We start from the raw sequence: 23,531 nt of genomic DNA, 5'->3' as shown, positions 1-23,531 counted from the left end.
CGGAGTACCCCGAAATCGGTCACGTTCAGCCCGGAATCACCGGTCACGTTCGCCCGGAATCCTCGGTCACGTTCGCCCGGAATGGTCGGTCACGATGCTCCGGAATACCCAGTCCGCAAGCGCCATGCTCTGGCGGTATCGCCCCAGGGGGTGCGCAGCATCTGGCTGCGCCACGATCTGGAAACCATGACCAAGCGGCTGAAGGCGCTGGAGGCGAAGTCCGCCCAGGAAGGCCTGGTCCTGACCGAATCGCAGCTGGGCGCGCTGGAGCGTGCCAAGCTCGACAAGGAGTCGCACGGCGAGTTCGAGTCCGAGTGCCCCGGCTACTGCGGTGCCCAGGACACCTTCTACGTCGGCACCCTCAAGGGCGTGGGGCGCGTGTACCAGCAGACCTTCGTCGATACCTACAGCAAGGTCGCCTTCGCCACGCTGTATGACCGCAAGACACCGCTGCCCGCAGCAGACCTGCTCAACGACCGCGTCGTGCCGTTCTTCGACCAGCACGCCATCCGGCTGCTGCGCGTGCTCACCGACCGCGGCACCGAGTACTGCGGCAACCCGCAGCACCACGAGTACGAGCTGTACCTCGCGCTGGAGGACATCGACCACACCCGCACGCGGGCGAAGTCGCCCCAGACCAACGGCATCGTCGAGCGCCTGCACAAGACCATGCTCAACGAGTTCTACCGCATCGTGTTCCGCAAGAAGATCTACGACACCATCGATGCCCTGCAGACCGACCTCGACGCCTGGCTTGACCACTACAACAACCAGCGCGAGCATCAAGGTCGATGGTGTTATGGCAAGACACCCATGCGCACCTTCCTCGACTCCCTCAACCTGGCCAAGGAGAAACTCATCGCCTACCACTGATCACACATCGTCGAATCCGACCATGTGTCAGATCATGTCCCGGCTAATACACATCAGGCGCTTTGCCCATGGTGGCTCGCGCATGCGGCGAGTGGGTATCGTAGCCCTGCCCAGACGTCTGGCTATCGCCCTCTGGCGCCTTCTGCAGGATGGTGAGATCCCGGAGGGAGCACTCCTGAAGGTCGCGCAGGCCTGAGCCCAAGTTCCTCCGTCTCCAGTACCGAGTACACCATGTTCGGAGGTGAACGCGCCCGTGGCCAACAGGGTCATCCCCGTGTGGTGACCGACGTTTGAGATGGGGCGCGTCGCCAAGCGGGAACCTGCCAGCGCGCCTGGCGCGCATGCAGCATAGGGTGTTTGGCCGTGGAGCCAACACGGATAGAAGCTTTGTCCTGGCTGGACCCTGGACCTTCTCCGGTTCCCGAGCTCCGCATACATCGTTCTTCCAGTCGTCCACCATGACTGGCCTTGACAGCCCTCATAGAAGCTTGGCTAATTGCACCAGACTCATGACCACCGCAGCACTCTGGCCGCCCATTTCGCTAGTTCGCTGCCCACGAACAACCAGTTCTTCGCGCCGAGCTTCCAGGGCTTGATCTGTCGCTCGATCAGGTTATTGTCCATCGCCACCGCGCCACCGCGCCACCGCGCCACCGCGCCACCGCCCAGGTGCAGCGTCAGCGCCTTCCAGGCGTTGACGCTGAAGTCGCATCCGCGCCCAAACCGAAGACGTTGAATGCTGGCTCGCTTGGCGGCTTGGAGCGGAGACGACGTTTTGGGATATCGCGCCAGAAAGCGATCGTCCAGCGGCATCGTGCATCTCGATCCGCACGGTATCGCCAAAGCGGAGATACGGGGTCATGAAAGCACCGCTGCTGATCTTCTCGCGCATCCGCAATTCCTGCAGGGAGGCAACGCCGACTGCTTCATCTCGGTTGGATCCCGTGCCCGGGCCGATGATGGCCCCCGCTCTGAGACGGCGAGTGCATGCAGCGTGTTCGACAGCTTGTGCAAGTCGAAGTGGAGGTCAACCCCGCATTGGGCCTGCCTATCTCCCACTCGTTCACACAACTGATGAAGACCAAGCCGCGTTCAGTCGTTTCAGGCCACGCCGGCCTGGTCTGGCGTGATCGCCACCGGCGAAAACGCGGCCGAGAGTTTGAGTTCAGGAAGCCGAATTGCTTGGACAGTTCGTCGGGCATCAGGTTTCTGCGGCTGACGTCGTTGAAGATCATCAGCTTGATGTGCCCGGTGGCCTCCGCTGGCGGTGGGGCCCATCATCACGTCGTCCACGACGATCGCAACTTTGCTTCCAGATCGAAGCCGTGGGCTTCATCCACGGCTTCGATGTCGACGCGCGAACCCAGAAGATGTCCGCGGCACTTTGATAGATCATCGGTTCGCGATAGAGCAGCGGTGGCATTTCCGCGATTCGCGCCTTGCGAACCAGTTCGGCGCGGCCCAATGGGCGGGGTCGAAGGCAAACCCAGGACCTCCTCACGCCAATGCTGCGCAGGCGTTGCGCAGGGCCGCTTCGGCGACGCCCCCCAGGTCTCGACGGCAGCGCGCAGCGTCGGCCAGTCTTCGACTTCTCGACGCGCGCTCCAATGCCCTGTCGACCGCGATCAGCGTCACGTCGCGGCCCCCTTCCTTTGAGGAAGCGCGATATTGCGCCATAATGTAGATAAGATCAAGAGATCTCCTATATTTTTCAAAGCCGAGATATGGGGTGTTGGTGATGGGGCCTTAGCTGTCTGTACGCTCACCCGATTCCAGGGGCCAACTTTGGCAGCCGGGCGCCTATGGCGTTCGACCGCGCCCAAGCCTGCTGAGGCGGGGTGGGCGTACGGATGGCATTGGGGGCGGCCTCGGCCCATTTTCAGGCACCAACCGAGGCCCTGACGCGAGTACACCTCGGGTGACGAGCGTTCGACCAGGACGGCGTCCGCTTTCTCCTTCGGGTCAGGATCACGAAAGCACGGTTTCCAATTCGGCGCGGACAATGATATGAGTATCCCATCAAGCCACAGCAGTATCACTCATTCGATATATCAGGTCTTACGGGCCGATTTGCTTAAAGGTCGGTATGCGCCCGACGATAAGTTGAAGATCGCCGATCTCGGTGATGCGCTCTGCGTGAGTTCTGGGGTCATCCGAGAGGCCCTGTCTCGGCTATCCGCCGAAGGGCTAGTTGTCGCAGAGCCGCAGCGGGGTTTCCGCGTCGCGCCTGTATCCGCTAGCGAGTTCGTTGATCTAGCCAGCGCACGAATAGAACTGGAAGGGATTTGTCTGCGAAAGGCAATCGAATTGGGCAATGTGGAATGGGAGAGCAGAATCATGTTTGCGCTTCACCGCCTTAAGCGCTTGTCGACTATTGGGCCTGCCGAGTCGGAAGATGTACTTGCGGCCACTGACGCGCATTCTGATTTTCATCGCGCACTTATCGATGCTTGCGGCAGCGATTGGCTACTCCGAGCTCGCGACCTTCTTTTCACACACAGTGAGAGATACCGATGGCTGTCATTGCTGCATGCGAACCGCGAGCGTGACCTCAACAGTGAGCATGAAGAGTTAGCGAATGCGGTTGTTGAAAGAAGGACTGAGCTCGCGTGCGAGCTACTAGGCGCACACCTCAATCGAACAGTGGATTATCTCCTTAGTACAGACTTTCTCAGATAGAGAGAGTCGCCCCAGAGGGTCGGCGCACGTCAAGATAGTTGTCGCCTCTTTCATGCAGCCAGCAGCTGTATGTCTGATACCCGCGAATGTGTCTGAATGACGCAGTCACGTTCGGGGTTGAGGGTCACCGCGCCGATAGGCGACCAGTAAGTGAGCGTCATCTGTTCGTCGATCTCGAGCACGCCCTAAGATCGAATGTGCGTCAATAAAGGAGCCATGCCCGTCGATCTCGTTGATGGCGTTCTTGCGCATGAGGTAAGTGCACGCGCCTTTGGCACACCCCTCGGCGACCTTGCAGCTGCGATCGACCGCGACGCCATGGTCGAAGGTTGCGCTGCCAGAAATGCCGTACTGTTCGGCCCGTTGGCGAAAGACGTGGGCCACTTCGGCATTTTGCGCAGCAGCGCCATTCGGAGTAGTCGTACTTATCGTGCGATTTGATACGGTTGCGAGGAATTTCCCTTTGAATATCAACAACTTGCGCCAGACGGTTTTCGCGCAGAGATGAGTCGCCATGAATGGTTGTCGTGCATTGGGTTTCTGGCTCCGAGCGTATCAATCTCCACCGAACGTACGATTACCCCTGGATGGGATGCAGCCGATGTTGAGACATACGCCGCCCCAGCAATGCGTCTCGATCACCGCTACGGACTTGCCGAGTTGCGCGGCGCGAATGGCCGCGACGTAGCCGTCGGGGCCGACACCAAGCACGGAGACATCGTAGTGGTTGTCATGCCTGCAGTTTCTTCAATAGTGACTGGCCGCCGGCATATCCTGAAGTGATACGGAGGAGCGATTCATAGTCGGCTCTTTCAAGGCATGTCCTCGGCCTCGGCCTCGGCCTCGGCTTCTTCATCCATGCAGGCGATGCAAGCATCCAACAACTCATGCAGCGCACAGACGCGGTCGATGCCTAGGCGACCGTTGAGCGCCGTCTGGGCCACCTTCCAGGCGCGCTGTCCCTCAACCCGCTTGGCGATGCCTGCCTCGGTCGCTTCGACGAAGCGGCTGCGCGCATCGGATCCTGCGCCAACGGCTAAGAGCCCTTGGGCAGCGAGCGGCTGAAGGTTGCGCGTAAGGGTTGAGGCATCCATCTGCATATGCCGCGCGAGCTCACCGGGGCGGATGGGACCGAGCCGCACGACGTGCGACAGCAATGCGTACTGCGTGTTCTTGAGCCCCGCCTCTGCGACATGGCGGTCGTAATGCCGCGTCACCATGCGATTGAGCTGACGCAGCTTCAAATTCGTGCAGCCTAGCGGATTGATGGCGTTCTTCATATTCTACATTGTAGCTGCAATAGTTGTGTACGCAATGATGACTCGACAAGGAGCGACAGATGGAGGTTGATCAGGTTCTTGCCCGTTGGCGCGCCCAGGAAGAGGCTGTACGGTCTCGCCTTGGCGCGCCCGGCGTTGCCGGCGACGTTGTCGGTCGGTCAAGTATGGAGGTGTTCGAGGCCATCTTTGCAGGTGAGCTGCCGCCACCTCCTATTGGCGACACGCTTGACTTCATCCCAATCCATATGGCGCCTGGCGAGGCTGTTCTTCAGGGGCGGCCTCTGCACCGGCACTACAACCCGTTGGGCACGGTGCATGGCGGCTGGTTCGCGACCTTGCTCGACTCGGCGGTTGGTGCTCGATCCACACCACGCTGCCTGGGGGCAAAGGATTCACCACGCTGGAACTGAAGGTGAACATGGTTCGGCCACTCAACGATGGCGTGCCATTGGTTCGTCCCGAGGGCACCGGCTGCGACACGTCAACGGCTTTGGCCGCCTTCTCACTCGTGATTCCGGTGGCAATCTGCTTCCAGAACTGCCGCTCCACCTCTCGCCGAAGCGAAGGAGCACCGGGTGAGCGCATCGCCCCGCGCACCGTTAAATTCTGCATCCACCCTGCAGGTCTTCCCATAACACCTCCATGTTTGAAGGTGTTGCGACGACCGGTTGAATCCGCCCGGTACACCGGCGAGCACTTCCAGGAGCTGCTCAAGGAGCAAGGCATCACCTGCAGCATGAGTCGCGCGGGCGAGGTCTGGGACAACTCGGCGATGGAGAGCTTCTTCAGCTCAATGAAGACCGAGCGCACGGCCAGGAAGGTGTACAGGTCCAGGGAGCATGCACGCGCTGACGTGTTCGACTACATCGAGCGTTTCTACAATCCGACGCGTCGTCATTCGACGCTGGGCTACGTCAGTCCGATAGAGATCGAAAAAGCCCAAAAAGCTTAGGTCGGTGTCCACGAGACCAGCAGCAGCCCAGTGCTGGACATCCACCTCGTGGTGGACGACTACGGAACACACAAGACTCCCACCAGCAGGAACTGGCTTGCCCGACATCCGCGCTTTCAGCTGCACTTCACGCCGACCTCTGCGTCCTGGCTGAACCAAGTCGAACGCTGGTTCGCCACCCTGACGCAGAAGTACATCCGCCGCGGCACGCATCGCACCACAGCAGGCATCAAGGTCAACAACAGCGACCCCAAGCCGTTCTTCCGGTCCAAGACTGCCGATCACATCCTTGCAAGCGTCGAGAGATTTTGTTTGCGAACTTCTAACTCACGACACTAATTTGGCGCTGCTTCAAATCGGCTGGCAGGGCCACCGTGAGCTTGATGATCGCGGTATTCGGCAAAGATCCCAGCCGCAGCTTGATCGCGCTCATTGCGACAATCCCCGCTGAAAGAACAGGGGCTGATCCAGGGCCGATCCGGCCGCAGCACTAGGTCCTTGCTGACCATGATCTGCATAGTGAAGGCCGGCCGGATCGTTAGCGTCGGCTGGATGCTCTTGTTCCGTTTTGTGATCTCGTGCCCTACTTGGTTCACTGTCACCTAACGGGCAAGGACTAAAACATTGTATTGCTGTTGGCCGATTCCGCAGGCACTTCCTGGATGACATCCCAATGCTCGACGATCTTCCCGTTCTCGACACGGAATATTTCGACCGTCGCCAGTTCCTTGCCGAAGAAGAAGCTCTTCGCGTGAATCCAGACGAGGTCGCCCTCTGCGACCACTCGCTTTACTTCTGCCTTCGTCGGAATGCCGCTGTCGATCGCGCCTTGGATAAGCGCCCGAATCTGTTCCTTCCCGTCCGGGTAGAGCGGGTTGTGCTGTATGTACGAATCCCCCCAATAGCGATCGAGCGCGGTCAGGTCCAGATTTCCGAAGAGTTCTTGCGCCGCCTTGAGGACGAGGTGTTTGTTGGCTTCGGCTGTTGATGTTGATGTTGTCGTCATGAAGTTAGCCCTTTCGGTTGCTTGTAGTTACATTGTTGCGAATTGCGAACGACTCGAGCGATTGACGCATCAGGCGAGCCCCCCGCGTAAACGAGGGCCACGTCAGTTGCGGCGGGATCGCAGTTTTTCATGCTGTCGCGTCAAGCTCCGTGAATCCCCGATCAGCACCGGCCGCGAACAGGCCCGATAGACTTTGACTTGGCTCACCTGGCGTGCAGTTGGGGCCAATGTGATCCGACAGGCTAGTTTAACTTTGCAACAACTATGGTCATGCTACCTTACTTGGTTTATCTTTGCAACTTAAATCTTTCAGGGGTTCGATTTGGTGCCGAATGCGAATCCCACATCGATTTCGGCGCCATTGGTGGTCTTGGATGTCGAGAGCAACAAAAGGCCTGGCCATGCACCCGCCGCATGAACGCGGCGAATCGTCGTCGACCCACCCCAAGCTGCGCGGCCAGCCTACGCGTGCTTGCTCCAGTGCGTGGCGGCGATGGGTTTGTCGTGAAGCGTCTTGTCCACGATGCTCGATTCCAGCTCAACGATCACGCAGGGGGTGCGCCCCCGCCGGGGCGCGGCGCATCGTGCATCAGAGGGCCGTCACCCGCCCTCCAGGAAGCGCTGGCGCCACAAGGCGAGTTGCTGCCGATCCAGATCAACTTCGACGGCGATGTCCTTGTTCTGCCAGCCCTGAGCGGCCAGCAAAACGACCTTGGCTCCTTGCTACACACGAGCCTCGACGCGCCAACGCCGTCAACTCTCGTTGGGCAACAGCATCCAGTTCGATCTTCGCGGCAATGCGTATGGCTGCGACCTCCATCGAGAACGGAGTGTGCCGCATCAAGTATGTTCACCTATTTCGAGCGCATTCCGCACTAGCCCTAAGTTTCAGCGCCGCAGCGCGGCGTTCGAGCCGATGATCCCTCTCGATTCAATGAGATAGGTGTTTTTTCGGCTTGCTGAATGTAGGCATGTTTTTGTACTTGAATGATCACTACATATGACCAGTAGGCATGCATACCCACGTTGTGCCGAACCGAGGTTCGCCACCCACCGTGCTGCTGCGCGAGTCATATCGCGAAGGCTCCAAGGTCGGCAAGCGCACGCTGGCCAATCTGTCAAGTTTGTCGACCGCGTAGATTGAAGCCATTCGAGCCGCCCTACGGGACGAAGCCTTGCAGCCGGCGCAGTGCTTGGAGAACACCGCATCGCGCTCGCATTGCCATGTGCTAGCCGCTGCACTAACCATGCAGCGCCTGAGCTTGGCGGGCTTGATCGCCTCCAAGCCCTCGCGCGAGCGCGACCTGGTGCTCGCGATGATCGCATCGCAACGTCGCCGCGCACGCCAAGCTCGCGACCACGCGCTGGTGGCAAACCACGACACTGGCCGAGGACTTCGGTGTCGCCGACGCCGACGAGGATGACCTGTACGCAGCGATGGACTGGCTGCTTGCGCGCCAGGGCGCGACCCAGAAGAGGCTCGCCGCGCGCCAGTTGGACGCAGGCGCCCTGGCGCTCTTTGACCTGTCGTCGAGCTACTTCGAAGGCAGCTGCTGTCCGCTGGCCAAGCTCGGCTACAGCCGCGACGGCAGGAAGGGCACGCGGCAGGTCAACTACGGCCTGCTCCCGATGCGCGCGGCTGCCCGGTGGCGTTGTCGGTGCACGAGGGCAATACGGCCGACAGCACAACCTTCATGCCCGCGGCGCATAAATTGCGCGAGGACTTCGGCATCGAGCGCATGGTGATGGTCGGTGACCGGGGCATGGTGTCGCACAAGACCATTGACGAGATGCGCGAGGCCGATGGTATCGGCTGGATCATGGCCCTCAAGAGCGTGTCGATCCGCGCGCTGGTCGAGCAGGGCCATCTTCAGCTGGGCTTGTTCGACGAGCGCAATCTGCTCGAGCTGAACTCGCCGGACTACCCGGGCGAACGGTGGGTGGCGTGCCGCAATCCAGAGCTGGCCAAGCTGCGCGCGCGCAAGCGGCTGGAACTGCTCGCGGCCACCGAGCCTCACCTGGAGACGATCAAGGTCCGCGTGGACGCGGGCAAGCTCGCCGGGAAGGAGGAGATCGTGGGCAAGGTCGTCAACCAGTACAAGATGGCCAAGCACCTCGAGCTGGCCATCGGCGAGAACGCCTTCACCTTCGCGCGCAAGACACGCCATCGCCGGCGAGGCGGCACTGGACGGCCTCTACATCATCCGCACGTCGGTGCCACCCACGCAGATGGACTCGGCCGACCGCGTGCGCCACTACAAGTCGCTGGACAAGGTTGAGCGCGCGTGAAGGTGCGCCCGATCCACCACCGCACCGCGCACATCTGCCTGTGCATGCTCGCCTACTTCGTCGAGTGGCACACATGCGCGAGGCCTGGCGCGAGGTGATGTTCGCCGACACCGACCAACTTGCCAAGGCCACGCGCGACCCCGTCGCGCCAGCCACGCGCTCCAAGGCGGCGCTGGCCAAGGCAGCGCGCCATACACTGGCCGATGGCACGCCGGTGCACAGCTTCTCCACCCTCATGGCCGAGCTCGCCACCTGCGGTCACGCTCGGGGTGCGCCCGGGACGCGGTGCATCGTGCAACAGGGCCTCCACCCCGCCGTCCAGGAAGCGCTGGCGCCACAAGGCCACCTGGCTCCGATCCAGATCGACCTCGGCGGCGATGTCCTTGTTCTGCCAGCCTTGAGCGGCCAGCAACACGATCTTGACCCCTTGCTGCGCGCGAGCCTCGACGCGGCCTCGGCGCGCCAGGGCCGTCAACTCTCGTTGAACAGTGGCACTCAGTTCGATTCTTGGAGCAATGCGCACGACGACCTCCGTCGAGGTCGGGGTGTGCCGCATCAAATAAGTTCAACTCTATCGAGCGCTCTACACTAGACGCCAGCGACGCAGCCGCTATGCCCCGATCAGAAAAGTCACCTCAGCGCCAGCCTGCAAATGCCGTGCACCGTAGTAGCCACCGATCGCGCCGATACCTACAACAAGAATCTTCATGCTCAACTCCCAGAACTGAAAAGAGGTTGAGTTTGCCGGCATTTTCCTGGCGTAGGCTTCGTCTCGGTCACCGGCACCGCCGGAATGACCGCGAAGACGACGAAGGACGCCTCGGCGCGCTTTGCCACGGGGGCGAACTCCGCGACGCATCGAAGGACATCTGCAGGTAAATCGCCGGCGTCATTGTGAAGGCGCTCTTCGCCATCATCAACGCATGGCCGTCGGGCGCCGCTGTCGCCACCTGCTGCCCGGCGCTGGGCGAGCTTCAGCGCGATGATGCGCGCGCTGATGTCGCTGCCGCTGCTGGCAGTGAAACAGCGCGACCAGCGTGACCGCCTTTCTCGGGAATGCGGGTCGACCTCATAGTAGCAAATATTGATTCGTCACCAGCGGTACTTTTTCTGTTCTCACTCAGTCATCTATCGCGGAAAGCTTCCGGCGAATAGGATGCTTCTATCCACATCACCGATGTCCCGACAACCACAGAAAGCCATCGTGATGTCCAGCTCCTTGTGGATGATTTCGAGCGCCTTTGTAACGCCGGCTTGGCCCATGGCCCCCAGTCCATACAAAAACGCGCGCCCAATCATCGTGCCTCGTGCGCCGAGGGCCACGGACTTGAGCACGTCCTGGCCTGAACGGATACCGCTGTCCAGCCAGACCTCAATTTGCGAGCCAACGGCCTCGACGATAGCCGGAAGCGCTTCGATACTCGCCGGCGCGCCGTCAAGTTGGCGTCCGCCATGATTGCTCACGATCAGCGCATCTGCGCCGCTGCTGACCGCGAGTCGTGCATCTTGTGCATCCATGATCCCTTTGAGAATCAACTTGCCACCCCAAAGCTTTTTGATGCGCTCCACATCGGCCCAGTTCAGCCCAGGGTCAAACTGTTCTGCGGTCCAAGAACTGAGCGACGAAAGATCACCCACTCCTTTCGCGTGACCAACGATGTTGCCGAAGGTGCGCCGTGGGGTGCCGAGCATCCCAAGGCACCAGCGTGGTTTGGTTGCAAGGTTGATCAGGTTGGCCAAGGTCGGCTTCGGAGGCGCAGATAGCCCGTTCTTCAAATCCTTGTGACGCTGGCCCAGGACTTGCAAATCGAGGGTTAGAACAAGAGCGGAACAGTGCACAGCCTTGGCGCGCTCGATCAGTCGCGTGACAAAATCTCGGTCGCGCATCACGTATAGCTGGAACCAGAATGATGCAGTGCTGTTTGCTGCTACATCCTCCATGGAGCAGATGCTCATGGTCGATAAGCAAAAAGGCACTCCGAAAGCCTCAGCCGCGCGTGCCGCAAGAATCTCCCCATCTGCATGCTGCATGCCGGTAAATCCGGTCGGGGCTATGGCCACCGGCATCGCCACCTCTTGTCCGATCATTGTCGTTCGGGTGCTCCGCCCTTGCATATTGATTGCCACACGCTGGCGAAGCTTGATTTTCTGGAATTCGCTTTCGTTAGCTCGATAGGTGCTCTCTGTCCAAGAGCCCGAATCGGCGTAGTCGTAGAACATGCGCGGCACTCGGCGTTGTGCCAGCACTCGCAGGTCTTCAATTGTGGTGATGATGCTCACGATGTCTTACTCGGCAAATTCGACAGGCATGCCAGTGGGATCCGATGGATGAATTGACGCCAGGGCAGAGTCACGGCTCGAAAGGCGTCGAACGGCTCATCGCCGCTACTCGAGCTTGGGTATCTGCAGATGCCTGCGGGCTGTCATCCAGTCTGACATTTCGACTAACTCCCCGAGGAAACCGTCTACCGAACACATAGTCCATTTACCGTCGTCGCGACAGCCCCAATAGACAAATACGAACCAGAGTCCCGCCAGCGCCAGCCCCCCGACAAGCCCTGCGACAGACTTGAATGATTTCTCCTTTTGGGAGCTCAGTGCATTTCTCCCTGGGTGATCCGCCGACATACGTCAGCCTCACCTCGTCGTTCGTACGGACAAAAAGCATAGAAAGGACGCCGCAAGCGATGTAAACAATACGACACCCAAAGCGGTATACGCTGGCAAGATCAGCATCCCTCCAAAGGTGATGGCCAGCGCCGCGCACCCCATCTGAAGGAATCCCAGCAACGCCGAAGCGGCTCCTGCTTGCTGTGCAAAGGGTTGCAGCGTGATGGCCGTTCCGAGTGGATTGAAGATGCCCATCCCGAACAGGAAGATGGTCAGATACACGCTGAAGGAGACGAACTCTGTTCTGCCGAACAGCAATGCCGCACTTCCAACAAGTGCGATGGAAACACCAGCACGAGCCGCCACGACCGGTCCCCATCGTTTGGCGAGACGCGGCGCCAGTAGGCCTGACCCGAACACGACGAAAGTTGTCGATGCAAAGAACAACCCGAACGTCAGCGGCGAGAGCCTGAAGCCGGTGATCAGAATGGCGGGAGCCATAGAAAAGAAGGCATAGAGCGCCCCGACGACCAGACTCACAGACAGGGCGGGCGCCATGAGACGAGGATCAAAGGCCAGCTGCTTGTAGCTTGCAGCGACGCTTGTGGGCGAGAGCGCGGATCGCCGGTCCGGCGCGTGCGTCTCACCCAGCTTGGCGATGTATCCAACGGCCAGCGCGAATGCCAGCGCTGAAATCACGAAAAAGGCAGACCGCCAGCCGAAGAGGCTGTCCAGGGCGCTGCCTATCAGCGGAGAAAATCCCGGCGCAGCCGCCATGGCCACCATAGTCAAGGAAAGCGCACGCGCCAGTTCCTGGCCCTCGAATAGGTCGCGCGCGATGGCGCGGGACAGCACCGACGTCGCGCACACGCCCAGCGCCTGGACCACCCGGCCACCGATGAGCTGCGGCAGCGTGCTCGCTATCGCACAGACCAGGCTGCCAACGATGAAGATGGCCAAGCCGATCAGCACCAGCCGCTGGCGTCCAAACCGGTCCGAAAGCGGTCCGACGAACAACTGACCCAGCGCGAAGGCTACGAAAAAGCTGCTCAGCGTAGCGCCGAGATCCCGGACCGAGACGCCAAGGTCCTCGCCCATCGAGGGGAATGCTGGAAGGATGATGTTGGTGGCCAGTGCGCCCAAGGCTGCCAGTGCGGCCAGCAGGAACAGCACGCCTCCAGTGAGTGAACGCCCCTCCAACTGAACGGTAGATTCGACTGGAAATCGGGGTGCTGGCGGTGATGCGCGCGTCACGTGTCTACCGCTCACTGGTCCAGCGCTTCGAGCGTCGGATAGTCCACGTAGCCTTCGACGCCGCCACCATAGAAGGTGGCACGGTCGTAGGTATTGAGGTCGGTGCCCCGTCGTGCGCGCTCGGGGAGATCAGGGTTCGCGATGAACAGGCGTCCGAACGCGATCGCGTTTACGCGGCCCGATTCGATGGCCGCCGCCGCGGTGTAGGGCCTGTAGTTCCCGGCCGCGATCAGGGCTTTCGGCCAGTGCGGTCGGAACAGCTCGGACGCAAAAGGCACGTTCTGGTGATCAACGTCGGCCTGGCCCGCGCCACTGGCCCGCGGCTCGATCAGGTGCAGATAAGCCAGGTCCAAGCGTGCGAGGCTTTGAATCAGGTAGGTATACAACGGCAGCGGCTCGTCCTCGCCGCTGCCGTTGGCCACGCCGAAGGGGGACAGACGGATGCCGACGCGATCGGCGCCAAATACGGCAGACACGGCCTCAACCACCTCCAGCACGATGCGGCTGCGGTTCTCGATCGAGCCGCCGTAAGCGTCGGTGCGCCGGTTGCTGCGCCTTTGCAGGAACTGCTCCAGCAAGTATCCGTTGGCCCCGTGGACTTCCACGCCATCGAAGCCGGCCTGCTTCGCATTGCGCGCCGCTTGGGCATAGTCGGCGATCACCGAAGCGATCTCTGCCGTTTCCAGCGCTCTCGGAGTCTCGAACGGAGCGCGTTCAAAGTTCGCCTTGAACGCATTGCCGGGGGCCGCGACGGCGGACGGCGCCACGGGAAGTTCGCCACCCAGGAGCGACGAATGCGAGATGCGTCCGACATGCCAGAGCTGCAGAAAGATCAAGCCACCCTTGTCGTGCACGGCCTGCGTGACGGCTTTCCAACCCTCGACCTGTGCCTGGCTGTGGATGCCCGGCGTGGCCGGCATCCCCTGGGCGGTCGGCGAGATCTGCGCGCCCTCGGTGATGATCAATCCGCCGCGCGAGGCTCGCTGGCGGTAGTACTCCGCATTGAGAGCGTGTGGCACGTTGCCTGGTTGGGACGAGCGCATCCGGGTGACCGGCGCCATCACCACGCGATGCGAAAGCGTCAATGCGCCGAGCTTCAGCGGCGAGAACAGAACCTGGGTCATTCAAAGAATCCTTATACGAAAGTGATCGAGTCAGAGATTGATCGCGTGCCCCGTGAGCCCATGAAAGCCGTTCTGCAGGGCTTCGCCCAGACCGATCTCCGGTGCTTAGGTCGACGACCGATCCGATGTTGACGATGGCCCCTTGCCGGCCGGATTGCGCCGAGCGATTGTGAACACTGTGGCTCCCTCAAGTTCGATGCCCTCTTTGGCGCGCGGTGGAACAAGGCCGACGGTTGACCCGCAATCGGCCTTGAGCCGTCTATTTCCCATGTTCGAGCGCATCGAAAAACCGACGAAGATCGGCCAGCAGCAGCATTGGTTGCTCCAACGCCGCAAAGTGACCACCCGCGGGCATGTCACTCCATTGGACGATGTTGTAGCTTTTTTCAACTAGTGAACGCGGAGGCATCAGGAAAACGGGATCTCGAAACGCGGCGACGGCGGTCGGAACCGTGACGCGGTTGCCTGGGTCGAACAGGCGCGCGCCCTCGAGGATATTGCCCCGGTAGAACCAGGTTGACGTGACGATCGCGTTCGTCACGAGATACAACATGAGATTGGTGACCAGAAACTCCTCACTGAATGCCTTCCAGACGTCGGGACGCCCTTCGGCATCGCGTGGCACGTCGGACCATACGGCGAACTTTTCAAGGATCCAACCCGCCACCCCGACCGGGCTGTCCGCAAGCGCAACAGACAGTGTCTGGGGCCGGGTTCCCTGTTCGATGGCGTAGCCCATTTCGTCGGCGGTCGTCCGCTGACGAGCCTCCGCCCACCCGCGCTCTTCTTGGGTTTCAGGTATCGCATCTCTGGCTTGAACCATGATCATATTGAGATGTAGGCCGTAACAGCGTTCGGGAAAATCGTGAGCGATCCATGCAGCGACCGCAGCGCCCCAATCTCCCCCCTGTACCAGATAGCGCTTGGTGCCAAAGAGCCTCTCCATGATCTCGTTGCACAACATAGCAGTCCGACGCGAACCAATCGGAGAATGAGGACGCCCCGAAAATGCGAAACCGGGCAGCGATGGGACCACCACATCGTGCCCGTCCGCGACGAGATGGTCGACGATATGCCTGAACTCAAGGAACGATCCCGGCCAACCGTGCAGCAGGATGACTGGCGCCCTGCTCCCATCGCCCTTGCTGTGGAGGAAATGAATATCTTGGCCGTCAATAGTGGCGAGGAAGTGCGGTTGCGCATTCAATTGCGCCTCCGCGGCCCTCCAGTCGTATTGGCTCAACCAATAGTCCGTGAGGCGACGCAGATCGGCCAGGCCGACCCCGGACCGCCATCCGCCTGCGTCTGCCAGTCCGTCCCAGTTATATTGTTCGATGCGCTCTCGGATCTGATCGATCCGGACTTTGGGGATGTCGATGTGGAAAGGCTTAATCAAGTCCGTTCTCCGAGAATGAATATGCCTTGGTGAGAGGCGAACGCCTGATCGGCGTAAAGAGCAGGTTGAGTGCCCCATCCGACCAGGACCGCACCGGGAAGATTTAACGCATCGAGCAGACTCATGAACTCAACCACGGTGTGCAGGACGGTATAGGCATACGTTCAGGCAGCGCGCTCGACTTGCCGCAACTGCGCAGATCCGTCGATATGCTGCGCGGTAGCTCTTCCGACTGCAACCGCCAATCAAGCCACGTGTTGGGGAGCCCCTCGCAAAAGAGACTGGCTTGCCATCCCCTGCCTCAACGACGTTCAGCGTGATGCCATTGGTTTCAACGTGCGCATGCTTCATCTCATTCACCGGCGATGTGGTGCCAAGAGCCTAGCGTCCACGCTCGGCCTCTGGAGACAGTTTGGTGACGTTCTCAGCATGTGCGGCCTTCTGCTTATGTACCATCAATTGCATGAGCCGACGGTCACGCCAAGCTTGGCGCTCAGCCAACTCTGAGCTCGGGAGAGTCTCCCGACGTTGGCCGTTGAGCGTCTCTACCAGTTCCGGCGACCAACCCTGGCCCATTTTTCGTGAATTCGTGGACTGCTCGAACGACTGGTACATGCCGCCGTAGCGCTTACAGTAGTCAGACAGCCCGGAAGGCGCATTGAGGTCAATGGTTTCAAAGGGTCCCATAAATGCCCACCTCAGACCCAATCCTTCACTCACCGTCGCATCCAGTCCGGCGGCGTCAACATACCCGTTTTCGACCAGCCAGAACGCTTCCTGCAGCAAAGCACCCTGCAAGCGATTGAGAATGAAACCATCGATTTCGCGTTTCACCACCACAGGCCGCTGGCCGATGCTCTCCATCAAGGAACGTGCACCTTCGATCGCCGCTGATGAAGTCCACGGTGCTCCGCACAACTCGACGACGGGAATCAGGTACGGCGGATTGACCGGATGCGCAATCAGGCATCGCTGACACCCAGGGAGGCCTTGCGTGAAGGCGGATGCAGGGAAGCCGGAAGTGGAGCTTGCCAAAATGGCACCACCGGGTGCGAGCGCATCCAAGCGGCCGAATATCTCGACCTTCAACTCGAGCACTTCGGGCAAGCTTTCCTGGACATAGTGCGAACCGACCAAGGCATCCGCCAAATTGGAAGTTGGCAGCAGCTTCTTTAGCACTTCATCTACATCGCTCACGAGTCCATAATCTTTCAGATCGGACAGTCGCCGGGCGATGGCTGGCACGGCGCTTTCAAGAGCGCGTGAGTTCCCATCCCACAGACTCACCTCGCAGCCACCACGGGCAAAGACGATGGCCCACGCCTGTCCAATCAGACCAGCACCGACAACTGCTACTTTCATTCAGCTCGTCCTTCCTGGCGGCCGGTTTGGGGCTTTATCGCACTTGCCGCGCGCATCATAGTTGTGGACTCCGCCTGAAATAGTTCGTTCATCTGTTTCACCGACAACGGCTCTAGCGGCGATGCACCAATGGTCTCCTGACGCGCACGCCCTTCTGCGCTGGCAATGTAGACGTTCATGGCCTTATTGAGGCGTGCAATCACGGCTTCTGGCGTGCCGGGCGGAGCGAAGACTGCGGAGCGCGCAGCATAGGCAAAATCCTTGACGTGCTTGCTTTCATTGATGGTGGGCACATCCGGTAACAACGGATTGCGTTTGTCTGCAGCAATCGCGACTGGCTTCACGATCCCTGCTTTGATCAAACCCACGAGCGAGCCGCCCATCGGCGCGAAAGTCAGATCGATCTGCCCGCTACCAAGATCCGGAATAATGGGTGCGGCGCCCTTGTAGGGCACATGCAGTAGCTTGATGCCACCCCTTACGGCGAAGTCCGCAGCAACAACGTGTGTCAGAGAGCCCGCGCCCCAATTGCCGATCGACATCTCCTTCCCGCTGGACTTCGCGTATTCGATCAATTGGTCAGCGCTCTTGAAATTGTACGCTGGACTGCTGAGCAAAACGAGGTCACCCGAACCGAGCAGTCCAACAGGTTGGAACGCCTGAGGCTTGTACTTCGCAGTTGGAATAATCAGAGGCGCCAAGATCAGATCGCTCGTCACCGTACCCAAAAGCATGTAGCCGTCTGCTGCTGCATGCTGCACATTCATCGCTGCAATAGAGCCGTTGGCTCCCGGCATGTTCTCAACAACCACTGGCTGCCCGATTTCACGTTGCAGCACCGGCAGCACATCGCGAAGAGCGGAATCTGCAGGTCCACCTGCGGGATAGGCCATCCGTACCACAACCGGCCGGTTCGGGTAACCGGACTGTGCTGAAGCATGCCAAGCACAAGTTGCCAAGATCAGCGCCGTTGCTGCGCTGCGAACCGTTCCATACCAATCCAAACGTAAGTTCATTGCGGTCTCCTGTTGTTAAAGGCGGAAGATCACCGTGAGACTTCCGCCCCAGATGGTAACGCTGTTAACCAGGAGTCGCTAACAGTGTTTACCCCAACTCTCGCCGAAACCCACTGTGGTCAGTCCGGCCTCGACGGGACCCCGGAGCCCGGTTGCGACCGTCTCGCCCAGATCAAGCGATCAAGCTATGAGGCAACTGACGGGCTAACGGCCTGTCAAGAGGGCCTCGGCCGCACTCGGCCGCACTCGGCCGCACGCTTACGCGTGAGCGTGTAGCCAATGGCTCGCGCGAGTTCAGACTTGGCCGACACACGCCCGATCAAGCGCAACGGCGGCCTGAAGCGGCTTCAAGCTCTCGCGCGATCCGCGCCTTGAGCACAAGCTGTCGGAAGTGAAGTCGTGGAGTGTTGGCGCCGGCCGATCTTCACCGCAAAGAGGACTTCCGCGTAGGACAACGGGTCTGCTTCGCAGACCAGAATCTGAAGCGACATGTCGGGGAGGTCGTGCACATCAACCAGCGCACAGTGACGGTTCACTGCGACGGCCACGCCTGGCGAGTGGCGTTCGCTCTGCTCCAGCACATCATCGACGTAACGCCCTGAGCCTCACGAGGGTCAACCACGGCCTTGAGCGGACTACTACCCTGTTTCGAACTAACGGCGCGGGTTGTGCGGCGCTTGGTGCGATGGCGTAGCGACTTTCGACTTCGAGGTGATAAATGCGTCTCGAGCCTCATCAGATCGTTGCCGTGAGGATCCTCAAACACCGAAAGCACGTCGAAAAAGGTGCGCAACTCGTCGATCAGCTTGCGGTTGATGTTCCGATCGCCTTATGGAGCCGCCTGCCATCCCCTTCTCATCCCGCTGGATATTCGATATCGGAGGCGACTTTGCCGCCCCCGAACGACCAATCGTCCATTACGGTGTTCGCCGAGAGGCGGACGAAAACGTCGTCCGGCGACAGGCCTGGCGACGCCGCAAGCTTCTCGACGAGCCGGGCCACGAACGCCTGCTTCTCATCGCGTCGCCTTGCGTCGGACTCGATGTTGATGAGGATGAAATCGTCGCTTCGTTCGCCGTCGATCCCGAACTGCCGATCGTATATGAGCGCCCCAGGCTCCAACTGTTCAATGATTTGGAACATGTCGTTCTTAGGCATGAGATATTCCTCAACGAGGGTGTCATAAATGCTCTGTGATAGCTGCTTAATATATTCGGCGGGCTTGCCTTTAATCATAGTAACGCGTACGAGTGGCATGATCTTTTTTCCTCTTTCTGTGGCTCTGGGTTGTGTAGGCGAGAAACGAATAGGAGAGTGGCATTCTTGTGCGGCCACGGTGGCTTGGATGGCTAATCCTCGATGCTGAAACGCACGCCTGCGTGCTTCTGCAGCCGCTCAATCAGGCTGCCTTGCAGCGCAGCACCAGGGGTCCAGATGCCACCCGGCACGTCCTGCGCGTCGACCAGAGCGATCGCCGTTTCGGCCAGCATCTTCGATGACGCGCCATAGCCCGGGTCGATGTCGCCCTTCACTGACGTGCGTACTTGTCGCCCATCCGCCCCAATTCCGATGAACAGGATGTCGTAGAAGCCGGCCTCGCGCTCCTCCTTAGTCGGCCCCTCGCCGGGTTTGGGCAGGGGTCCCATATCCTCGACGTTCGGTAATTCGCCGCCGCCGACTACCATTTCGTCGTAGAGGAAATCCCTGCCATAGGGATGGCCCATCAGCAGGTTCGAACGATGGACGTTCTTGGTGTCGAGCATCGCCATGATGAACGGCCCGACGGGCCCCACGTCAGGGTCATTTCCGACCTCGTTGCCAGATGGCTGAGCTGGCCCCTCGAAGCCAGGCGTCAGGCCGAACGGGCTCATCATGACCGCGTGCTGCATAGCGTCATTCTGAACCGCCGCCATCGTGGCCATCACGCTCGCGACCGAGCCCCCTGAGGGGCCGCCTTGCATGCCTCGTAGCCGGGCCTTCACGCGCGGCGCATGGGCGCCCAGCTTCGCCTTCGCCCTCTCCTGGACGCAATAAACCCCCAGCTCGAACACCAAAGAATCGAATCCGCATGAGAATAAGATCCGGGCGCCGGACGCCTTCGCCGTCGCCTCGTGCGCATCGATCATCTGGCGGATCCAGCCGGGCTCGCCGCACAAGTCCAGGTAGTCAACCCCCGCAGCCGCGCAGGCGGCCACCAAGTTCGAGCCGTAGAACTGATAGGGGCCAACGGTCGTCACAATCGCCTTGGTCCGCTCGATCATCGCGGCGAGTTGAGCCGTGTCGTTCGCGTCGGCCTCCACCAGCGGCATGTCCTTCGGCGCCCCGAGCTGATCGCGCACCTCTGCCAGTTTGGCTTGGCTGCGACCGGCCATGGCCCACTTCACCTTACCGCCCACGCCATAGCGCCGCGCGAAGTGTTCCGCGACGAGTCGGCCTGTGTAGCCGCTCGCCCCATAGACAATAATGTCGAACTCCGCCGCCGGGTTCATGGCAGGCTCCCTTTAGCTAATCGCACTTGTTCTTCGCTCCAATTTGTCCGAGCTGGCAAGCATTCCTCGCAGGCCTCATCGGGGCGCCCCACCAGGAAATGTCTCAACAGATCAGTTTAACTTTGCAACTACAACCGACATGGTACTCTGCCTGGTTTATTTTTGCAACTCACAGCTTGAATACGAATTGATACAAAACACGACACCACAGTGACTTCGGCGCTGTCGGACTTGGATCGTCTATAGCAACAAGCCGCTGGCATGCACACACCAGCATGAAGGAGTGAGATGAAGGGCAAGCGTACAACGCTGGAAACCAGCACTTGCGCGATCGCGCGATCCCTCGAGTCAATTGGTGACTGGTGGTCGCTGCTGATTGTTCGTGACGCTTTGGCGGGAACGCGGCGTTTTGGGGAGTTTCAGCGGAGCTTAGGACTAGCAAAGAACATCTTGACCACGCGTCTGCGGAAGCTGGTGGCCTGCGGCGTTCTCACCACGGCACCCGCCTCCGATGGATCCTCCTATAGAGAGTATGTCTTGACCGAGAAAGGTGAACGGCTCTACCTAGTGGTCGCCTCGCTTTGGCAATGGGGAGAAGAATTCTGTTTCCCTCCCGGGCAACTCTCCTACGATCTGGTGGACCGACAAACGCACGAAAAACTCCGCCCACTTGAGTTGAAGTCACAGGACGGCCGCACGCTCGGCCCGCACGACTTCGTTTCGCGCGCGCTCGAACGAGGAGACAGAGATCCTTCCTCAACCGCCCTGAGTCAAGGGGATCCGCTAAGAAAATGAGCGCCTGACTCATGAGCAATCGAAGGCAAAATTTGCTCGAGTCGCGGGAATTGGAAGTTAAGGAGATGCTGATCAATGAACGACGTCGTCGGATCTGAGGACATCACGAAGCGATGCGGTCGCGATTCCGGTCGACTTTGCGCGGTGAGGCCCGCCGGCCGGGCGCTTTGCACCTCTTGCGAGGCCACTTTCGATGTTCAAGACGCACCTCGGCCATGAGCGATCAGCAACGACCGCTTGGCGATGACCAGATTGGCCAACCCGAACAGGCTGAACCGCTGTGCCTCGTTCTTCGCCAGGCCCTTGTAGCGGGTCTTCTTGTGACGAAACAGGTTCTTGATCACGTGGAACGGATGCTCGACCTTGGCTCGGATGCTAGCCTTCAACTGCTCGGCCTTCTCGAGCAGGCGGGCCCACTTGCGCGTCGGGTCGAGTTGCCGCCGCTTGCCTGGCTGCATCGTCACGTGCCACTGCGGCCCTTGCGCTTCCTCGCGCTTGTGCACGCCCCGATACCCAGCGTCGCCGAAGGCCGCCGTCTCCTCGCCGTGCAAAAGCGCGCGAGCTTGCGTCACGTCGTTGACGTTGGCCGCCGTGGCGATCACGGTGTGCACGAGCCCCGATTCGGCATCCACGCCAATATGGGCCTTGAGGCCAAAGTGCCAGGTGTTTCCCTTCTTGGTCTGATGCATCTCCGGGTCTCGAGCATTGCCCGCGTTCTTGGTCGAGCTGGGCGCCGCAATGATGGTGGCGTCCACGATGGTGCCCGCGCGCATCAGAAGACCTTGCTCGGCAAGATGGGCGTTGATCTCCTCGAACAGCGCCTTGGTGAGGTCGTTGTCCAGCAGCAGGCGCCTGAACTTCAGCAGCGTGGTGGCGTCGGGCACCGACTCGCGCGACAGGTCGATGCCCACGAAGTCGCGCAGCGCCTGACTGTCATACAGCGCGTCTTCGAGCGCCTCGTCGGCCAGGCCGTACCACTGTTGAAGGCAGTACATGCGCAGCATCCGGGGCACGCCGATCGGCTGTCGGCCGACGCGCCCGCGAGTGGGGTACAGCGGCTCGATGACGGCAATCAGACGAGACCACGGCACGACGCGCTCCATGTCAGCCAAGAACTTCTCGCGCCGCGTGCGCTTCTTCTTCATCGCGTACTCGGCGCTGGCAAAGCTGCGTTGGTTCATCTCGGTGGTGCTGTGACTTGCGGTGTCTTCACGCATGCACGGGCCGTGCCCGCCGCAACCTATTGATCAGCGTTTCCTTAAGGCACTGTTGAACCCGCGACATACGCAATGTCGTCACCCGGTAGACGTTGAACCAACTGAGCGCTGCCGAACTCGAGCGTGTCGGCCGGCATCACTTTCGCATCGTGGCCCATCGTGCGCAACCCTTGCACGCATTCGGTGGGCATCGATGCTTCCACGATGAGTTGTCCCTGGTCATCGATGCGCCAGCGGGGAGCATCCGAACTCGCCTGCGGATTGAGTCCCTCAACGGAATGAATCACCATCTGGACGTGGCCCTGAGATTGCATGTTGGCGCCCATCACACCAAAGGCCATGACGGGCTTCTCGTCCTGGAAAAGGAAGCCCGGCAGGATGGTGTGCGACGGAAGCTTGCCGCCGGCCGCTTCGTTCGCGTGGCCAGGCTGCAAGGTGAAGCCAGCACCGCGGTTCTGCAATGCAATGCCGGTGCCTGGCACCACCAAGCCGGATCCAAATCCGCGGTAGTTGGATTGGATGTACGACACCATCCGGCCCTCCTTGTCGGCAGCGCAGAGGTAGACGGTTCCTGAACTCGTGGGAGCGACTCTGGCTCTGGGCGAGGCGGCCGACGTCTCGATGGTGTTCGCAAGGGCAGTCAGGCGCTGCATGTCCAGGAGATCGGACACCGACATGCGCATGGTTGCGGGATCTGAGTTATGTGCGTAGAGGTCTCCGAACGCCATCCGCATCGCTTCGATTTCCAGACGCATGGACGCATGCGCCGCGGGGAGCACTTCGTAGTCGAGGTGCTCCAGGATGGCATGCGAAGTGACGGGTGGCAGGACTGGGCGGCTTGCCGCCATTCGGTCGTGAAACGTTGCAGCGACTCGGCAAGCCCGGCAGCCCGGCCACCGTTGCCAAGGTACGAGCCACCATCGACCGGCTTCTCCGTTTGAACCTGATCAGTCGCGTGGCCAATGCGCCGGTCGCAGTGGACGAGCTGCTGCTCGCGGAGTACCTCAGGCGTGACAACGACGCTGCCTTCTGATGAGTTGTGTGTGCGGCGTCAGGGGGCCGGCGCGGATCAACTGAATCCCTTGCTTCGCCCCACACGCTCGGAAACCGGGTCAAAAACCAATTGGTGACCCGCAACATCTCGCGAAGTGAGCAACGCTGACGTGGATGTTGGGCAGTCAGGACGCTT

At 60.4% G+C, this 23,531-nt stretch carries 22 protein-coding genes and 8 pseudogenes; 10 read left to right on the top strand and 20 right to left on the bottom strand.

Features of this window, described 5'->3' with window-relative positions; translation table 11 throughout:
* Window positions 1-132: 132 nt before the first annotated feature.
* Window positions 133-873, top strand: a pseudogene (locus QZH52_RS34230) (integrase core domain-containing protein); the annotation flags it as partial.
* Window positions 874-931: 58 nt separating this feature from the next.
* Window positions 932-1,069, top strand: a pseudogene (locus QZH52_RS34225) (IS110 family RNA-guided transposase); the annotation flags it as partial.
* Between the two features lie 311 nt (window positions 1,070-1,380).
* Here QZH52_RS34225 and QZH52_RS34220 read toward each other — a convergent pair.
* On the bottom strand, window positions 1,381-1,686 hold the full coding sequence (locus QZH52_RS34220; RefSeq protein ID WP_301815679.1) for an IS66 family transposase: 306 nt from the start codon (window positions 1,684-1,686) through the stop codon (window positions 1,381-1,383).
* A 1,194-nt stretch (window positions 1,687-2,880) separates the two neighbouring features.
* On the opposite strand from QZH52_RS34220, the gene QZH52_RS38795 reads away from it, so the two are divergent.
* Window positions 2,881-3,552: a GntR family transcriptional regulator gene (locus tag QZH52_RS38795; RefSeq protein ID WP_366919354.1), complete on the top strand. Its 672-nt coding sequence runs from the start codon at window positions 2,881-2,883 to the stop codon at window positions 3,550-3,552.
* A 105-nt stretch (window positions 3,553-3,657) separates the two neighbouring features.
* Here QZH52_RS38795 and QZH52_RS34215 read toward each other — a convergent pair whose 3' ends face one another.
* From QZH52_RS34215 to QZH52_RS34205, 3 genes and pseudogenes are all read right to left on the bottom strand, one after another.
* Window positions 3,658-4,068 (bottom strand): hypothetical protein, encoded by a 411-nt coding sequence (locus QZH52_RS34215; RefSeq protein ID WP_301815677.1) that lies wholly within the window; start codon window positions 4,066-4,068, stop codon window positions 3,658-3,660.
* A 66-nt stretch (window positions 4,069-4,134) separates the two neighbouring features.
* A pseudogene (locus QZH52_RS34210) lies at window positions 4,135-4,263 on the bottom strand (hypothetical protein); the annotation flags it as partial.
* 101 nt (window positions 4,264-4,364) lie between these two features.
* Window positions 4,365-4,832, bottom strand: a complete 468-nt coding sequence (locus QZH52_RS34205; protein ID WP_301815675.1) for a MarR family winged helix-turn-helix transcriptional regulator — start codon at window positions 4,830-4,832, stop codon at window positions 4,365-4,367.
* A gap of 59 nt (window positions 4,833-4,891) precedes the next feature.
* Between QZH52_RS34205 and QZH52_RS34200 the strand changes: the two genes are divergently transcribed.
* Window positions 4,892-5,242, top strand: coding sequence for a PaaI family thioesterase (locus QZH52_RS34200; RefSeq protein WP_301815689.1), 351 nt, complete (start codon window positions 4,892-4,894; stop codon window positions 5,240-5,242).
* A 55-nt stretch (window positions 5,243-5,297) separates the two neighbouring features.
* Here the strand turns inward: QZH52_RS34200 and QZH52_RS34195 are convergent.
* Window positions 5,298-5,444 (bottom strand): annotated as a pseudogene (locus QZH52_RS34195) (IS30 family transposase); the annotation flags it as partial.
* Between the two features lie 70 nt (window positions 5,445-5,514).
* On the opposite strand from QZH52_RS34195, the pseudogene QZH52_RS34190 reads away from it, so the two are divergent.
* Together QZH52_RS34190 and QZH52_RS34185 are read left to right on the top strand one after the other, a co-directional pair.
* Window positions 5,515-5,784: pseudogene (locus QZH52_RS34190) on the top strand (integrase core domain-containing protein); the annotation flags it as partial.
* Window positions 5,785-5,817: 33 nt separating this feature from the next.
* Window positions 5,818-6,123 (top strand): annotated as a pseudogene (locus QZH52_RS34185) (transposase); the annotation flags it as partial.
* Window positions 6,124-6,213: 90 nt separating this feature from the next.
* On the opposite strand, the pseudogene QZH52_RS34180 reads toward QZH52_RS34185, so the two are convergent.
* From QZH52_RS34180 to QZH52_RS34170, 3 genes and pseudogenes are all read right to left on the bottom strand, one after another.
* Window positions 6,214-6,383: pseudogene (locus QZH52_RS34180) on the bottom strand (TrbI/VirB10 family protein); the annotation flags it as partial.
* Window positions 6,384-6,400: 17 nt separating this feature from the next.
* Complete coding sequence (locus QZH52_RS34175) at window positions 6,401-6,790, bottom strand: nuclear transport factor 2 family protein (protein WP_301815674.1); 390 nt, start codon at window positions 6,788-6,790, stop codon at window positions 6,401-6,403.
* A 600-nt stretch (window positions 6,791-7,390) separates the two neighbouring features.
* A complete protein-coding gene (locus tag QZH52_RS34170) occupies window positions 7,391-7,495 on the bottom strand; it encodes a helix-turn-helix domain-containing protein (protein ID WP_301815673.1) in 105 nt (34 codons plus the stop codon).
* A 308-nt stretch (window positions 7,496-7,803) separates the two neighbouring features.
* On the opposite strand from QZH52_RS34170, the gene QZH52_RS34165 reads away from it, so the two are divergent.
* Window positions 7,804-7,929, top strand: coding sequence for an IS1634 family transposase N-terminal domain-related protein (locus QZH52_RS34165; protein WP_301815672.1), 126 nt, complete (start codon window positions 7,804-7,806; stop codon window positions 7,927-7,929).
* A 411-nt stretch (window positions 7,930-8,340) separates the two neighbouring features.
* The gene (locus QZH52_RS34160; protein WP_366919356.1) at window positions 8,341-9,069 is read left to right on the top strand and encodes a transposase; all 729 of its coding nucleotides are present in this window, start codon (window positions 8,341-8,343) and stop codon (window positions 9,067-9,069) included.
* Between the two features lie 62 nt (window positions 9,070-9,131).
* Here the strand turns inward: QZH52_RS34160 and QZH52_RS38790 are convergent, their stop codons facing one another.
* From QZH52_RS38790 to QZH52_RS34110, 10 genes and pseudogenes are all read right to left on the bottom strand, one after another.
* Complete coding sequence (locus QZH52_RS38790) at window positions 9,132-9,635, bottom strand: helix-turn-helix domain-containing protein (protein ID WP_366919353.1); 504 nt, start codon at window positions 9,633-9,635, stop codon at window positions 9,132-9,134.
* A 63-nt stretch (window positions 9,636-9,698) separates the two neighbouring features.
* A pseudogene (locus QZH52_RS34150) lies at window positions 9,699-9,788 on the bottom strand (2-dehydropantoate 2-reductase N-terminal domain-containing protein); the annotation flags it as partial.
* Between the two features lie 419 nt (window positions 9,789-10,207).
* Complete coding sequence (locus QZH52_RS34145; RefSeq protein ID WP_301815668.1) at window positions 10,208-11,359, bottom strand: alpha-hydroxy acid oxidase; 1,152 nt, start codon at window positions 11,357-11,359, stop codon at window positions 10,208-10,210.
* Between the two features lie 357 nt (window positions 11,360-11,716).
* Window positions 11,717-12,862 (bottom strand): multidrug effflux MFS transporter, encoded by a 1,146-nt coding sequence (locus QZH52_RS34140; protein ID WP_301815666.1) that lies wholly within the window; start codon window positions 12,860-12,862, stop codon window positions 11,717-11,719.
* A gap of 92 nt (window positions 12,863-12,954) precedes the next feature.
* Complete coding sequence (locus QZH52_RS34135) at window positions 12,955-14,067, bottom strand: alkene reductase (RefSeq protein WP_301815664.1); 1,113 nt, start codon at window positions 14,065-14,067, stop codon at window positions 12,955-12,957.
* 259 nt (window positions 14,068-14,326) lie between these two features.
* A complete protein-coding gene (locus tag QZH52_RS34130) occupies window positions 14,327-15,463 on the bottom strand; it encodes an epoxide hydrolase family protein (protein WP_301815662.1) in 1,137 nt (378 codons plus the stop codon).
* Window positions 15,464-15,844: 381 nt separating this feature from the next.
* The gene (locus tag QZH52_RS34125; RefSeq protein WP_301815660.1) at window positions 15,845-16,825 is read right to left on the bottom strand and encodes a 3-hydroxyacyl-CoA dehydrogenase; all 981 of its coding nucleotides are present in this window, start codon (window positions 16,823-16,825) and stop codon (window positions 15,845-15,847) included.
* Window positions 16,822-17,841, bottom strand: coding sequence for a Bug family tripartite tricarboxylate transporter substrate binding protein (locus QZH52_RS34120; RefSeq protein WP_301815658.1), 1,020 nt, complete (start codon window positions 17,839-17,841; stop codon window positions 16,822-16,824). The genes QZH52_RS34125 and QZH52_RS34120 overlap by 4 nt, the downstream gene beginning before the upstream one ends.
* Window positions 17,842-18,696: 855 nt before the next feature.
* Entirely contained in the window at window positions 18,697-19,098 is a 402-nt protein-coding gene (locus QZH52_RS34115; protein ID WP_301815656.1) for a tautomerase family protein, read from the bottom strand.
* A gap of 92 nt (window positions 19,099-19,190) precedes the next feature.
* Window positions 19,191-20,330, bottom strand: a complete 1,140-nt coding sequence (locus QZH52_RS34110) for a saccharopine dehydrogenase family protein (protein WP_301815654.1) — start codon at window positions 20,328-20,330, stop codon at window positions 19,191-19,193.
* 288 nt (window positions 20,331-20,618) lie between these two features.
* Here QZH52_RS34110 and QZH52_RS34105 point away from each other — a divergent pair, with 288 nt between their 5' ends.
* Window positions 20,619-21,125 carry a winged helix-turn-helix transcriptional regulator gene (locus QZH52_RS34105; RefSeq protein WP_301815653.1) on the top strand — a complete coding sequence of 169 codons (507 nt, stop codon included), beginning with the start codon at window positions 20,619-20,621 and terminating at the stop codon, window positions 21,123-21,125.
* 197 nt (window positions 21,126-21,322) lie between these two features.
* Here QZH52_RS34105 and QZH52_RS34100 read toward each other — a convergent pair whose 3' ends face one another.
* On the bottom strand, window positions 21,323-22,270 hold the full coding sequence (locus tag QZH52_RS34100) for an IS5 family transposase (RefSeq protein WP_301815685.1): 948 nt from the start codon (window positions 22,268-22,270) through the stop codon (window positions 21,323-21,325).
* 113 nt (window positions 22,271-22,383) lie between these two features.
* The gene (locus QZH52_RS34095; RefSeq protein WP_301815651.1) at window positions 22,384-23,190 is read right to left on the bottom strand and encodes a gamma-glutamyltransferase; all 807 of its coding nucleotides are present in this window, start codon (window positions 23,188-23,190) and stop codon (window positions 22,384-22,386) included.
* Between QZH52_RS34095 and QZH52_RS34090 the strand changes: the two genes are divergently transcribed.
* Entirely contained in the window at window positions 23,181-23,375 is a 195-nt protein-coding gene (locus tag QZH52_RS34090) for a hypothetical protein (protein WP_301815649.1), read from the top strand. The genes QZH52_RS34095 and QZH52_RS34090 overlap by 10 nt on opposite strands.
* The last annotated feature ends 156 nt before the right edge of the window (window positions 23,376-23,531 follow it).

Origin of the sequence: Variovorax ginsengisoli (assembly GCF_030486595.1) — a bacterium.
GTDB classification, from domain to species: domain Bacteria; phylum Pseudomonadota; class Gammaproteobacteria; order Burkholderiales; family Burkholderiaceae_C; genus Variovorax; species Variovorax ginsengisoli_B.
This window is presented reverse-complemented; position numbering and strand designations above follow the sequence as displayed.